12 protein-coding genes are annotated in these 13,188 nt (G+C 67.7%); 4 read left to right on the top strand and 8 right to left on the bottom strand.

Annotated features, from left to right (window positions below; all coding sequences use genetic code 11):
* Positions 1 to 4: 4 nt before the first annotated feature.
* The 8 genes from GDIA_RS00835 to GDIA_RS00800 form a co-directional block, all read right to left on the bottom strand.
* Positions 5 to 1,351: a pyruvate dehydrogenase complex E1 component subunit beta gene (locus GDIA_RS00835; RefSeq protein WP_012552984.1), complete on the bottom strand. Its 1,347-nt coding sequence runs from the start codon at positions 1,349 to 1,351 to the stop codon at positions 5 to 7.
* A 3-nt stretch (positions 1,352 to 1,354) separates the two neighbouring features.
* Complete coding sequence (pdhA, locus tag GDIA_RS00830) at positions 1,355 to 2,365, bottom strand: pyruvate dehydrogenase (acetyl-transferring) E1 component subunit alpha (protein WP_012552983.1); 1,011 nt, start codon at positions 2,363 to 2,365, stop codon at positions 1,355 to 1,357.
* 112 nt (positions 2,366 to 2,477) lie between these two features.
* The gene (gene moaC, locus GDIA_RS00825; RefSeq protein WP_012225575.1) at positions 2,478 to 2,993 is read right to left on the bottom strand and encodes a cyclic pyranopterin monophosphate synthase MoaC; all 516 of its coding nucleotides are present in this window, start codon (positions 2,991 to 2,993) and stop codon (positions 2,478 to 2,480) included.
* A 2-nt stretch (positions 2,994 to 2,995) separates the two neighbouring features.
* Entirely contained in the window at positions 2,996 to 3,856 is an 861-nt protein-coding gene (trpC, locus tag GDIA_RS00820) for an indole-3-glycerol phosphate synthase TrpC (RefSeq protein ID WP_081434754.1), read from the bottom strand.
* The gene (gene trpD / locus GDIA_RS00815) at positions 3,856 to 4,986 is read right to left on the bottom strand and encodes an anthranilate phosphoribosyltransferase (RefSeq protein ID WP_012225571.1); all 1,131 of its coding nucleotides are present in this window, start codon (positions 4,984 to 4,986) and stop codon (positions 3,856 to 3,858) included. Before trpD ends, trpC begins: the two co-directional genes overlap by 1 nt.
* A 7-nt stretch (positions 4,987 to 4,993) precedes the next feature.
* Positions 4,994 to 5,590: an anthranilate synthase component II gene (locus GDIA_RS00810; protein WP_012225568.1), complete on the bottom strand. Its 597-nt coding sequence runs from the start codon at positions 5,588 to 5,590 to the stop codon at positions 4,994 to 4,996.
* Positions 5,591 to 5,710: 120 nt separating this feature from the next.
* Positions 5,711 to 7,279 (bottom strand): anthranilate synthase component I, encoded by a 1,569-nt coding sequence (gene trpE, locus GDIA_RS00805; protein ID WP_012225566.1) that lies wholly within the window; start codon positions 7,277 to 7,279, stop codon positions 5,711 to 5,713.
* Positions 7,276 to 9,207: a peptidylprolyl isomerase gene (locus tag GDIA_RS00800; protein WP_012552981.1), complete on the bottom strand. Its 1,932-nt coding sequence runs from the start codon at positions 9,205 to 9,207 to the stop codon at positions 7,276 to 7,278. The genes trpE and GDIA_RS00800 overlap by 4 nt, the downstream gene beginning before the upstream one ends.
* 260 nt (positions 9,208 to 9,467) lie before the next feature.
* Between GDIA_RS00800 and tpiA the strand changes: the two genes are divergently transcribed.
* The 4 genes from tpiA (at position 9,468) to kdsA (ending at position 13,177) form a co-directional block, all read left to right on the top strand.
* Positions 9,468 to 10,211, top strand: coding sequence for a triose-phosphate isomerase (tpiA, locus tag GDIA_RS00795; protein WP_012225564.1), 744 nt, complete (start codon positions 9,468 to 9,470; stop codon positions 10,209 to 10,211).
* 51 nt (positions 10,212 to 10,262) lie between these two features.
* Positions 10,263 to 10,598 carry a preprotein translocase subunit SecG gene (secG, locus tag GDIA_RS00790; RefSeq protein ID WP_012225563.1) on the top strand — a complete coding sequence of 112 codons (336 nt, stop codon included), beginning with the start codon at positions 10,263 to 10,265 and terminating at the stop codon, positions 10,596 to 10,598.
* A gap of 114 nt (positions 10,599 to 10,712) precedes the next feature.
* The gene (locus GDIA_RS00785) at positions 10,713 to 12,344 is read left to right on the top strand and encodes a CTP synthase (RefSeq protein ID WP_012225562.1); all 1,632 of its coding nucleotides are present in this window, start codon (positions 10,713 to 10,715) and stop codon (positions 12,342 to 12,344) included.
* Positions 12,341 to 13,177, top strand: coding sequence for a 3-deoxy-8-phosphooctulonate synthase (kdsA, locus tag GDIA_RS00780; RefSeq protein ID WP_012225561.1), 837 nt, complete (start codon positions 12,341 to 12,343; stop codon positions 13,175 to 13,177). Before GDIA_RS00785 ends, kdsA begins: the two co-directional genes overlap by 4 nt.
* Positions 13,178 to 13,188: the final 11 nt, after the last annotated feature.

Genomic DNA, 13,188 nt, shown 5'->3' with positions numbered 1-13,188 from the left:
TCCCTCAGACCAGCTTGCGGACCGCATCCACCACCCAGGTCGGGTTGGGAAGGGCCAGCTTCTCAAGATTGGCGGCGAAGGGCATCGGCACGTCGGCACCGGCGACCCGCGCAGGCGGCGCGTCCAGATAGTCGAACGCATGTTCGATGACCTGCATCGACACTTCGGCGCCGATCCCCGCGAACGGCCAGCCTTCCTCGACGCAGACCAGGCGGCTGGTCTTCTTCACGCTGGCCACGATGGTTTCGATATCCAGCGGGCGGATGGTGCGCAGGTTGATGACCTCGGCCTCGATCCCCTGCTCGGCCAGGATCGCCGCGGCTTCCAGCGCCGTGCCGACCATGATCGAGAAGGTGACGATGGTCACGTCCCTGCCCTCGCGCTCGACCTTGGCGCGGCCGATCGGCAGGATGAAATCCTCGTCCACCGGGCACGGGAACTTCTGGCCGTACAGGATCTCGTTTTCCAGCACGATGACCGGGTTCGGGTCGCGGATGGCGGCGCGCAGCATGCCCTTGGCGTCGGCCGCCGACCACGGCGCCACCACCTTCAGCCCCGGCACGTGGCCGTACCAGCTGGCATAGCACTGCGAATGCTGGGCACCCACGCGGGCCGCCGCCCCGTTGGGGCCACGGAAGACGATCGGGCAGGACATCTGGCCGCCGGACATGTAGCGGGTCTTGGCGGCCGAATTGATGATCTGGTCGATCGCCTGCATCGCGAAATTCATGGTCATGAATTCGACGATCGGCTTCAGGCCCGTCAGCGCCGCGCCGACCGCCATGCCGGTGAAGCCCTGTTCGGTGATCGGGGTGTCGATCACGCGCTTTTCGCCGAATTCGTCCAGCAGGCCCTGCGACACCTTGTAGGCGCCCTGGTACTGCGCGACTTCCTCGCCGATCAGGAACACGTCCTGGTCGCGGCGCAGTTCGGCGGCCATGGCGTCGCGCAGGGCTTCGCGCACGGTGATTTCGGCGGTCTCGCCCCAATCCTTCTCAGGCGCCGCGACGGGAGCCGCCACGGGCGAGACCGGCTGCGGCGCGGCCGGCGCCGCAGCGGCCTGGGGTGCCGGGGCCTTCGCGGCCGGTGCCGCCGCGGGGGCCGCGGCACCGCCCTCGGACTGCAGGGTTGCGATCGGCGTGTTGACCGGGACGTTCTCGGTGCCTTCGGGGATCAGGATATCGCCCAGCGTCCCCTCGTCCACGGCCTCGACTTCCATCGTCGCCTTGTCGGTCTCGATTTCCGCGATCACGTCCCCGGCGGCGACATGGTCGCCGGTCGTCTTCAGCCAGCGGGCCAGCTTGCCCTCGGTCATGGTGGGCGAAAGCGCCGGCATCAGGATCTGCGTCATCGCTCAGCCCTCCACCAGCACGTCGGTCCACAATTCCGCTGGATCGGGCTCCGGGCTGGTCTGCGCGAAATCGGCGGCGTCCACGACCACTTCCTTCACCTTGTCCTCGATCGTCTTCAGTTCGGCTTCCCCGACGCCCATGGCCAGCAGTTCCTTGCGTACCCGATCGATCGGGTCATGATTCTTCCGCATCTCGTCCACTTCGGAGCGGGGGCGGTACTTCGCCGGGTCGGACATCGAATGGCCGCGATAGCGATAGGTCGTCATCTCCAGCAGGTACGGTCCCTTGCCCTGCCGGCAATGTTCGATCGCCTCGCGCGCCGCGTCGCGCACGGCCTCGACATCCATGCCGTCGACCTGACGGCCCGGGATGCCCCAGGGCTCGCCATTGCGCCACAATTCCTTGGACGCCGACGACCGCTCGACGCTGGTACCCATGCCGTAATGGTTGTTTTCCAGCACGAATACGCAGGGCAGCTTGTGAAGGGCCGCCAGGTTGAAGCTTTCATAGACCTGACCCTGGCTGGACGCGCCCTCGCCGAAATAGGCGATCGAGACCTCGTCCGTGCCGCGATACTTGTTGGCGAAGGCCAGACCGATACCCAGCGACACCTGGGCGCCGACGATGCCGTGCCCGCCATAGAAATGCTTCTCGGACGAGAACATGTGCATCGACCCGCCCTTGCCGCGGGAATAGCCGCCCTCGCGCCCGGTCAGTTCGGCCATCACGCCGCGCGGGTCCATGCCGGCGGCCAGCATCTGCCCATGGTCGCGGTAGGAGGTGATGATCTTGTCCCCCTGCTTCAGCTCCATCTGCACGCCGACGACCACGGCTTCCTGGCCGATATACAGATGGCAGAAGCCGCCGATCAGCCCCATGCCATAAAGCTGGCCGGCCCGTTCCTCGAACCGGCGGATCAGCACCATGTCATGAAAGGCGCGCGTCAGGTCTTCCTTGCTCATCGACGGACTGTTGCGTCCGGCCTCTGTCGCGGATTTCCGAGTTTCGCCCATGATGAACGCTCCCTTGTTCTTGTTATAACATCTTTGATCGCAAGCCAGATCCCACCCGGGACGTCTGATCGCCCTTTGTCATGGCCAGGCCGTGCGCCTGCCGTTCGGATGGTTATGCCATGGGTGTCGGTGCCGCTCCCGCTTCGGGGCGTTCGTACGAGCCGGATTGCCCGCCCGTCTTGCGCGCCAGGTACACCGCCTCGATCGTCATGCCGCGATCGACCGCCTTGCACATATCGTACAGCGTCAGCGCCGCCACGCTGACCGCCGTCAGGGCCTCCATCTCCACCCCGGTCTGACCGGTGGTGCCGACGCAGGCCTCGATCTCCACCCCGGTCCGGTCATGGGACGCCGTCAGTTCCACCCGGACCGAGGACAATGGAAGCGGGTGGCAGAGCGGGATCAGGTCGGCGGTCTTCTTGGCCGCCATGATTCCCGCGATCCGCGATACCGCCAGCACGTCACCCTTCTTGATGGTGCCCGACAGGATCAGGTCCAACGTCTCCTCGCGCATCGACACCCGCCCGCGGGCGACGGCCTGCCGCGCCGTGGCCGGCTTGGTGGACACATCGACCATGACGGCATGGCCGTTGGCGTCCAGGTGAGACAATCCGCCGGCAGTCGCCATGTTCAGACCGTGCCCAGCAGCACGCGGGCCGCGTCGCCGGGGACATCGTGGCGCAGCAGGCTCTCGCCGACCAGGAAGCCGCTGGCGCCGATCTCGCTCAGCCGGACGATGTCCGCGTGCGTGCTGATGCCACTCTCCGACACCACGATCCGGTCCGGCGGCACCAGGGGGGTCAGTTGGATGGTTGTCTCAAGATCGGTCTTCAAGGTCTTGAGATTTCGGTTATTAATGCCAATCAGGGACGTATCCAGCGCCAGGGCGCGGTTCAGTTCGCCCTCGTCATGCACTTCCACCAGCACGTCCATGTCCAGTCCGCGCGCGATGTCCAGCAGCTCCGATGCCTCGGTATCCGTCAGGGCGGCCAGGATCAGCAGGATGCAGTCCGCACCGATCAGCCGGCTTTCATGGACCTGCCACGGGTCCAGGATGAAATCCTTGCGCAGGATCGGCAGGCTGCATGCCTTGCGAACCCGTTGCAGGTCCTCGGCGCAGCCGTGGAAGCAGGACCCTTCGGTCAGCACCGAGATACAGGCGGCGCCCGCCGTTTCATATTGCACGGCGATGCCGGCCGGATCGTAGTCCGGGCGCAGGATGCCCGCGGATGGCGATGCCTTCTTGATCTCCGCGATCAGGCCGATCTGCCGGTCCGCCGTGCGTTGCTTCAGCGCCTGGCCGAACCCCCGGGTGGGAGAGTCGACCTCGCGCGCGCGGGCGGTGATGTCCTTCAGCGGGGTGATCGTCGCCCGCTGGGCGACATCCACGCGGGTGCGGGCACAAATCCGCGCCAGGACATCGGGAATCCCGTCCTGGCCGGGCGTGTTACCGCAATCGATCGGCGCCTGGCTTGTCGGCATGTCGTTCATCATAAGCTTTGTGTAATCCCCTCCGGCGTATCCATGTGGCGACGGCGCGCGGAATTCAGCATGGCCAGGGCCGATCCGTCATCCAGCACGCGGGCCGCATCCGCCACCAGCGCCCGTAGCGACGCCGGTCTCAATCTCCCATCGTCATCCAGTGCCGCACCGCGTCCCGCCACATGCAGGCAGGCCGCCGCGTTCAGCAGCACGGTATCGCGATAGGCTCCATGGGCGCCCGCCAGCAAAGCCGTAAGGGCCGCCGCATTTTCCTCCGCCCCGCCACCCGCGATCGCCGTGATCGGCGCGGGGCGCAGGCCCGCATCCTCGGGCCGCAACGTCAGGTCGTAAATCCGTCCGTTCTGCAACGCCACGATCGCGGTAGGACCGGCCAGCGTCAGTTCGTCCACGCCCCGGCCGCCCGTCGCGCCTTCGCAATAGCCATGCACGGCCCACACGCGCTCCGACCCCAGAAGCTGCAACGTCTCCACCACCGGGCGCAGCCATGCCGGATCGAACACACCGACCAGTTGATGTGTGACGCCGGCCGGATTGCACAAGGGGCCGATCAGGTTGAACAGCGTGCGGATTCCCAGCGCGGCCCGCACCGGTCCGGCATGGCGCATGGCCGGATGGTGCGCCGGCGCCGCCATGAAAGCCAGGTTTCCGTCATTGATCCGCGCGGCGATCACCGACGGGTCGTCCGACAGATCCACGCCCAGCGCGCCCAGCACGTCGGTCGCGCCGGAACGCGACGACAGGGCCCGGTTGCCATGCTTGGCGACCGGAACACCCAGCGCGGCCAGGACGAAGGCGACGGCGGTCGAAATATTCAGTGTGCCCAGGCCGTCGCCGCCCGTGCCGCAGACATCGATCGTGCCCGGAGGAACGGGGCCGACCGCCCGCATGCGTGACCGCACGGCGCGCACCGCGCCCAGCAGTTCCGCGCGCTTCTCACCCCGGACCCGCAACGCCATCAGGAAGGCGGCGATCAGCGTGTCGGGCACGCCGCCGTCCATGATCAGGCCGAACGCGTCCTCGGCCTCGGTTTCAGTCAGTGTTTCGCCCCGCGCCAGGCGGTTCAGGATGGTCCGGAACGCACCCGCTTGGTCGGCAGACAGGGACGGCACGCCATCCATGATCGGCTCAGGCCGCTTTTCGCGGTGTGTTCAGGCCCCGCGCGATGGCCATGAAATTGGCCAGGATGTCGTGCCCGTGTTCCGACGCGATGCTCTCGGGGTGGAACTGGACGCCGAAGATCGGCAGCGTGCGGTGGCGCAGCCCCATGATGACGCCGTCCTCGGTCCGGGCGACCGGCACCAGGTCGGACGGCAGGTCGGCCGGATCGACGGTCAGGCTGTGATAGCGCGTGGCCAGGAACGGGTCGGGCAGGCCCGCGAATACGCCGCTCCCGTCATGGGTCACCGGGCTGACCTTGCCATGCATCGGGGTGGGCGCCCGCACGACCGTTCCGCCGAACACCTGCCCGATGGCCTGGTGCCCCAGGCAGACGCCGAAGACCGGAACGCGGCCGGCGGCCTTGCAGATCAGTTCGCAGCAGATCCCCGCCTGGTCCGGCGTGCCCGGGCCGGGCGACAGCACGATGGCGTCGGGGTTCAGGTCCATGGCCTGGTCGGCGGTCAGCGCGTCATTGCGGCGAACGTCGCACACCTCCCCCAGGTCGCCCAGATAGTGGACGAGGTTGAAGGTGAAGCTGTCGTAATTGTCGATCAGCAGGATCATGGCAATATGATGACCTCCCGTTTCGGCCCGGTCAAACAACAGATCAGAAATTAATCAAAATAATGTCTGGCGTTCAAAAATGGGGATTTTATTGCGCCACTCGTTAAGAACGGCGCAATTTTATGATCCCGCCGTGTTCTGCCCGCGGGCGAACTGCACAGCGTCCTCGGCCGCGCGGAACAGGGCACGCGCCTTGTGCCGGGTTTCCTCGTATTCCAGGTCGGGCACGCTGTCGGCCACCACGCCGCAGCCGGCCTGCACGTGCATCTGCCCGTCCTTGACCACGGCCATGCGCAGGCCGATGCAGGTATCCATGGCGCCGTTCGCCCCGAAATAGCCGATGCATCCGGCGTAGGTGGCGCGGCGGGTCGGCTCGACCTCGTCGATGATCTCCATCGCACGGATCTTCGGCGCGCCGGTCAGGGTCCCGGCGGGAAAGCCCGCGATCAGGGCATCCAGCGCCTCCAGCCCCGGCCGCAACTGCCCCTCGACGTTCGAGGAAATGTGCATGACGTGGCTGAAGCGCTCGATGACGAATTTCTCGGTCACCTGGACCGAACCCACGGTACAGGCCCGCCCGATATCGTTGCGCCCCAGATCGATCAGCATCAGGTGCTCGGCCAGTTCCTTGGGGTCGGCCAGCAGGTCCCGCTCCAGCGCCAGATCCTCCTCGTCCGTCCGGCCGCGCGGGCGGGTGCCGGCCAGCGGGCGCACCGTCATCTGCCCGTCGCGCAGCCGGACCAGGATTTCGGGCGACGAGCCCACCAGGCTGAATCCGTCGAACGCCAGGTTGAACAGGAACGGCGCCGGATTGATGCGGCGCAGCGCCCGGTACAGCGCCAGCGGCGGCAGCGTGAAGGCGGTCGAGAAACGCTGGCTGGGCACGACCTGGAAGGCATCGCCCGCCGCGATGTAGTCCTGAATGCGCCGGACCATGGCGCAGAAACCCTCACGCGTGAAGGTCGAGCGCGGCGCCTCGAGCGGCCCGGTATAATCCGGCGTGATCTCGTGCAGTTGCAGCGGCTCGGACAGGGTGCGCCGCGCCGTGGCCAGCAGGTCCTGCGCCGCCTGCCATGCCGCTTCGGGCGTGCGGTCGCTTCGGGGGCGCACGGGCGCCGCCAGGATCAGTTCGTCGCGCACCGTATCGAAGATCGCGAACAGCCCGGGGCGGATCATCACCCCTTCGGGCAGGTCCAGGTCGTCAGCCGGCATGTCCGGCAGATGCTCCATCTGCCGGACCATGTCATAGCCCAGATAGCCGAACAGCCCGGCCACCATGGGCGGCAGGCCGGACGGCAACGTCATCTGGCTGGCGCGGATCACGGCGCGCAGCGAATCCAGCGGCGGCACCCCGGCCGGCACGAACGCGGCCGGGTCCCGCGCCGCGTCGGTGTTGATCGTGGCCGCGCCGCCATGGCAGCGCCAGATCAGGTCGGGCAGCAGGCCGATCACCGAATACCGGCCGCGCGCCACCCCGCCCTCGACGCTTTCCAGCAGGAACGCGTTGCGCGGGGGCGCCGTGTCGCTGGCCCCGGCCAGGCGCGACAGGCGCATATAGGCGGCGACCGGGGTCAGCAGGTCCGCGGCCTCGATGCTCCAGACCACCGCGCCCTGTCCCTGCCGGAGCGTGGCCAGCACGTCGTCGCGCCCGGCCGGAACCGGGGCGGCGGAGGCGGAGGGGATGCTCACGGGCTGGATTCTCCGGCGGCGGGGCTGCCGGTCACCGACGACAGGGCGGATTGCAGCGCGCCCATGTTGGTCTTGGGCTTGACGGCCTGCTGCAGCGTTGCCGCGTAGGACAGGCCGATATCGTTGGCGATCGCCTGCGACAGGCCGGTGCGGATGCGGTCGACCTGCATCGGCTGGGTCGCGGGATCGGGATGGGTGATCGCGGTCAGGGTCGCGACATAGAACCCGTCCGGTTCGTCCAGCATGACGGTCTGCCCGGCAGCGCCCAGGCGGAAGACCAGGCGTGCCAGCTCATCGGGCACGCCCTCGATCTGCTGTCCGCGCCCCAGCGGCGCGGGGTGCAGGACCTGCTGCCCCGGGCCCGCCGCCGCCGCGACGCCGCCATGGGCCTTCGCGGCCAGGTAGAGCGCGGTGGCCTGCACATTGGCGGTGTGACGGCGGGATTCGTCCTCCCACGCGCTGCGTCCCTGGTCGGGCACGGCGTCGAAGGGGCGAAGCTGGCCCGGTTCCACGCTGTCCACGGCGACGGCGAACCAGGCATTGTCCGGCCCCTGCACCAGTGTCGGGTTCGCCCCCTTCGCCTGGGCGAAGATCCGCGCCACGATCGCCCGGCGCAGCGCGTCGCTTCCGGGAACCGGCGCGGGTTCGCCGGCCTGCGTCCGGCCCTGCTCGTCCAGCGTCCCGGCGATGGCCACGGCACCCAGATTGTCGGGAATGCGGTCCAGCCCGCCGCCGGCAATCGCGTCCTGCAGCTTCTGCACGCGCGGCCCCACCAGGTCGGCGGCCTGGGTCTGGGCCATCTGGTCGCGCAGTTCCTGCCGGGCGGTGGCGAAATCGGTGTCATGCGGCGGCGTGACCTGCGTCACCCTGAAGACGACCCAGCCGGTATCGGTCTGCACCGGTCCCTGCAGGACCGAAGCCGGGGCGGCGAAGACCAGCTTCGCCAGGCCGGGCGAGGGAATCGCGCTTTCGCGGACGTTGTCCATTCCCACCGCCGCGCTGTCCTTGGCGCCAGACTGGATTTTGGCCCAGTCGGCACCCGCCTGCCACTGGGCGGCAATGGCCTGGGCGCGGGCCTGGCTGGGCGCGGTCACGATCTGCACGCTGCGGGTCTCGGGCACATGGTATTTCGATTGCTGTGCGTCATAGAGACGGCGCAGCTCGGCATCCGGAATGTCGATCGACCGCGCGACCGTGTCGGGCGACAGTACGACGATGCGCGCATGCCGGAATTCCGGCAGCCGGAACAGCCACGGATGATTGTCGTAGAACCGGCGCAGCGTCGCCGTGTCGGGCGCGGGCGTCCCCTGGTCGCCCAGGGCGATGCGCACCAGGTCGATCGTCCGGGCCTGGGCGCCGAAATCGAACGCGCGGCGCACCATGACTTCCGGAGCGCGCGCGCCGCTCTGCAGCGGCTCGACCAGCGCGCGGACGGCCAGGTCCGTCCGCACGATGTCCAGCAACCGTGCCTCGGTCATGCCGATCTGACGCAGCCGCGAATCGAACAGCGCGCGGTCGAAGCGGCCATCCGGCCCCTTGAAGATCTGCAGGCCGAAGACCTCGTCGCGCAGCACGTCGTCGGGCACCGTCACGCCCAGCCGCCCGGCCGCCAGGATCATTTCGGACTGGGTCACCAGGCGCTGCAGGACCTGCTGCGCCGCCTGGCCACGGGCCGCGGCCGGGATCTGCGACGGGTCGCCGACGCCCATCTGGCGGGCAAGCTGCTGCAGTTCGTTCTGCACCGCCGAGAGGAACGAGTCCGTGGTGATGGTCTGGTCGCCCACCCGGGCGACGACATCCGCGCGTTCGCTGCCGATATTGGACAGCACGTCACCCACCCCCCAGCCGACGAAGGCGAGGAACAGCAGGCCGGCGATGATACGGCCCAGCCAGGAATCGACGAAGGCGTGGCGCAGGAAGGAAATCATTAAATGCAGGATCCGGACGAGAGCGGCACAGACGTCGGGGCCGCCTAGCGGCCCCCTTTTCGGCCGCGCACCATACGGACACGGCCGCCGCTTGACCAGAACCCTGTTCACGCCCCCGCCAGCAGGGTCCTGCGGCATTGCATGCGGGCGGGACGCATGGTGTAGGATGTTATAACCCGGTCGGCAGTACCCCTGAAAAAAACACAAGATCGCCCGAGACCCGACCGAAGGGCGGCGCGGAAACACAGGGATCGAGACACATGAGGCAGATGATCGTCGGCAACTGGAAGATGAACGGACTGGGCGCCCCTTCGCGCGACCTGGTCGGGGAGATCGCGGAGGGCCTGGCCACCATCCCCTCGCCTCCGCAGGTCGTGGTCTGTCCCCCGTTCACCCAACTGGCCGGGATCGGCCCCCTCCTGAAGGGCAGCGGCATCGCACTGGGGGCGCAGGACTGCCATCAGGCGGCGTCGGGCGCGCATACCGGCGACATATCCGCCGCCATGCTTGCCGACCTTGGCGTGGAATATGTCGTGCTGGGTCATTCCGAACGGCGCCGCGACCACGGCGAGCTGGACGAGACGGTGCGCGAGAAGACGCAGACCGCCCTGGCCGCCGGACTGACCCCGATCGTCTGCATCGGAGAGACCGGCGACCAGAAGGCGTCCGGCGAAAGCCGCGACGCGATCGGCTGGCAGATCCAGGGATCGCTGCCCGACGGTTTCAGCGGCGTCGTGGCCTACGAGCCCGTATGGGCGATCGGATCGGGCAACCCGGCCGCCAGCCAGGACATCGCGGACATGATGGGCTTCATCCGCGCCGAGCTGGTGCGTCAGTTCGGTGCGGCTGGAAAAACGATTCGGATCCTTTATGGTGGATCGGTCAACGGGCGCGACGCGGCGTCCATCCTGCCGATCGCCGAGGTCGGCGGCGCGCTGGTCGGCAGCGCAAGCCTGCAGGCCGACACGTTTCTGCCGATTGTGCGGGCCGCCGTGGACCTGTAAACGGTCCTTTTGCTGTACCTTGCACGGGCGGCGCCTTACCTGGAAGCGAGTATGATTACCGTCCTTCTTTTTCTGCATCTGTTCGTAACCCTGGCCCTGATCGGGACGGTCCTGATCCAGCGCAGCGAGGGCGGTGGTCTGGGAATCGGCAGCAGCCAGGGCATGGGAAGCTTCATGTCCGGGCGGGGAACCGCCAACCTGCTGACCCGCACCACGTCGGTCCTGGCCGGAATCTTCATGATCCTGTCGCTGACCCTGGCGGTCATGAACCGTGGGGCCTCGACCGGCAGCGGGCATGACATCCTGGCGCAGCCGCCGGCACCCGCCGCCCCTGCCACGCTGCCCGCCGCTCCGGCCACTCCGGCCGCGCCCGCGCCGACGCACTGATCGCCGCCCGCCCTCCCCGTCGCATGGCGGGGATGGTTTTTTATCGCCCCGATCGGACGGTCCGTCCGGTATGGACTTTTCACGGCGGGGCGAAACAGTGTAGGGAGGCCATCCATGACGCGGTTTGTATTCATCACTGGCGGCGTGGTCTCCTCACTCGGTAAAGGCATTGCCTCGGCAGCCCTCGCGGCCCTGCTGCAGGCGCGCGGATACCGGGTCCGGCTACGCAAGCTCGATCCTTATCTCAACGTCGATCCGGGCACCATGAGCCCGTATCAACATGGCGAAGTCTTCGTAACCGACGATGGCGCGGAGACCGATCTGGACCTTGGACATTATGAACGCTTCACCGGCGTCCATGCGACCAGGGCCGACAACGCCACAACCGGCCAGATCTATTCCGACGTGATCGCCCGCGAACGGCGCGGCGATTACCTGGGCGCGACCGTTCAGGTCATCCCCCACATCACGGACGCCATCAAGGAAGCCGTGGTCGCGGGGACCGAGGACCTGGATTTCGTGCTGGTGGAAATCGGCGGCACCGTGGGCGACATCGAAAGCCTGCCGTTCCTCGAGGCCATTCGCCAGTTGCGCAACGACCTGGGCGCCGGGCAGACGATGTTCGTCCACCTGACCCTGCTGCCGTGGATTCCCTCGGCCGGCGAACTGAAGACCAAGCCGACGCAGCATTCCGTCAAGGAACTGCAGAATGTCGGTATCCAGGCCCAGATGCTGCTGTGCCGGTCCGACCGGCCGATTCCCGACACCGAACGGCGCAAGATCGCCAATTTCTGCAATGTGCGCCCCGAGGCCGTGATCGCGGCGCTGGACGTCGACACCATCTATGCCTGCCCGGTCTCGTACCACGCCGAAGGCATGGATACCGAGGTCCTGCGCCATTTCGGCCTGCCCCATGACCAGGAACCCGACCTGTCGGCATGGAACCGGGTGCTGGACGCGATGCGCCACCCCGAGGGCGAGGTGCGGATCGCCGTGGTGGGCAAATACACGGCCCTGCTGGATGCCTATAAATCGCTGATCGAGGCGCTGCAGCATGGCGGCATCGCCAACCGGGTCCGCGTCAAGCTGGACTGGGTCGAGGCCGAGATCTTCGAGAAGTCGGAAACGGCGATCGAGGCGCTGCGCGACGCGCACGCGATCCTGGTTCCCGGCGGTTTCGGCGAACGCGGGTCCGAAGGCAAGATCCAGGCCGTACGCTTCGCACGGGAACACAACATCCCGTTCCTGGGCATCTGTTTCGGGATGCAGATGGCTGTCATCGAATGCGCCCGCAACCTGGCCGGCCTGCCCGATGCGTCTTCGACCGAATTCGGCCCGACGGAGGAACCCCTGGTCGGCCTGATGACGGAATGGGCGCGGGGCAACGAATTGCTGCGCCGGCGCGAGGGCGGCGAGATGGGCGGGACGATGCGCCTGGGCGCCTATGCCGCCAAGCTGGCCGAAGGCTCCCGCGTGGCCGAAATCTACGGCAAGACCGAGATCCGCGAACGCCACCGCCACCGCTACGAGGTGAACGTGCATTACCGCGAGGTGCTGGAGAAGGCCGGATTGCAGTTCTCGGGCATGTCGCCGGACGACATCCTGCCGGAAGTGGTGGAGTATCCGAACCATCCCTGGTTCGTCGCGGTGCAGTACCATCCCGAACTGCTGTCCAAGCCGTTCGATCCGCATCCGCTTTTCTCGGGCTTCGTCGGCGCGGCCGTGAAGAAGATGCGGCTGGTATGACCCATCCGAAATCCGTCTCGCTCGGCAGCCTGACCGTCGGCAACGATCGTCCCTTCGTCCTGATCGCCGGGCCGTGCCAGATCGAATCCGAAGCCCATGCGATGGAAACGGCCGACGCGCTGCACGGCATCGCACGGGAAACCGGGGTCGGCCTGATCTATAAAAGCTCGTTCGACAAGGCGAACCGCACCAGCCTGGGCGCCGCGCGTGGCGTGGGCATGGCGGCGGGGCTGGAAATCCTGGCACGGGTGCGCGAGCGATTCGGCGTGCCGGTGCTGACGGACGTGCATGCGGCGGACCAGTGCGCCCCCACCGCCGCCGCCGTGGACGTGCTGCAGATCCCGGCCTTCCTGTGCCGCCAGACCGACCTGCTGCTGGCGGCCGGGGAAACCGGGGCCGCGATCAACGTCAAGAAGGGGCAGTTCCTGGCGCCGTGGGACATGACGAATGTCGCGGCCAAGATCGCCTCGACCGGCAACGAGCGCATCATGCTGTGCGAGCGCGGGACCAGCTTCGGCTACAACACGCTGGTCAATGACATGCGCGGCCTGCCGATCATGGCGGCGACCGGCTATCCGGTCGTGTACGACGCCACCCATTCGGTCCAGCAGCCGGGCGGCCTGGGCGGATCGTCGGGCGGCCAGCGGGAATTCGCCCCCATCCTGGCACGGGGGGCGCTGGCGATCGGCGTCGCGGCGGTCTTCATCGAAACGCACCAGGACCCGGACAGCGCGCCCAGCGACGGACCGAACATGATCCCGATCCGGGACATGAAGGCCCTGGTCCAGCGCCTGGCCCAATATGACCGGCTGACCAAGGCCGGCACCCCGTAGGCCCCCCCCCT

Origin of the sequence: Gluconacetobacter diazotrophicus PA1 5 (assembly GCF_000021325.1) — a bacterium.
Lineage (GTDB): Bacteria > Pseudomonadota > Alphaproteobacteria > Acetobacterales > Acetobacteraceae > Gluconacetobacter > Gluconacetobacter diazotrophicus.
Note: the sequence above shows the minus strand (reverse complement) of the source record. Positions and strands in the feature narration are given on the sequence as shown.

Coding starts and splice junctions, on each gene's coding strand:
- moaC (WP_012225575.1), bottom strand. CDS start 2,993: ATGGCGACTGCCGGCGGATTGTCTCACCTGGACGCCAACGGCCATGCC.
- trpD (WP_012225571.1), bottom strand. CDS start 4,986: ATGGATGGCGTGCCGTCCCTGTCTGCCGACCAAGCGGGTGCGTTCCGG.
- GDIA_RS00810 (WP_012225568.1), bottom strand. CDS start 5,590: ATGATCCTGCTGATCGACAATTACGACAGCTTCACCTTCAACCTCGTC.
- tpiA (WP_012225564.1), top strand. CDS start 9,468: ATGAGGCAGATGATCGTCGGCAACTGGAAGATGAACGGACTGGGCGCC.
- GDIA_RS00800 (WP_012552981.1), bottom strand. CDS start 9,207: ATGATTTCCTTCCTGCGCCACGCCTTCGTCGATTCCTGGCTGGGCCGT.
- kdsA (WP_012225561.1), top strand. CDS start 12,341: ATGACCCATCCGAAATCCGTCTCGCTCGGCAGCCTGACCGTCGGCAAC.
- GDIA_RS00835 (WP_012552984.1), bottom strand. CDS start 1,351: ATGACGCAGATCCTGATGCCGGCGCTTTCGCCCACCATGACCGAGGGC.
- GDIA_RS00785 (WP_012225562.1), top strand. CDS start 10,713: ATGACGCGGTTTGTATTCATCACTGGCGGCGTGGTCTCCTCACTCGGT.
- pdhA (WP_012552983.1), bottom strand. CDS start 2,365: ATGGGCGAAACTCGGAAATCCGCGACAGAGGCCGGACGCAACAGTCCG.
- secG (WP_012225563.1), top strand. CDS start 10,263: ATGATTACCGTCCTTCTTTTTCTGCATCTGTTCGTAACCCTGGCCCTG.
- trpC (WP_081434754.1), bottom strand. CDS start 3,856: ATGAACGACATGCCGACAAGCCAGGCGCCGATCGATTGCGGTAACACG.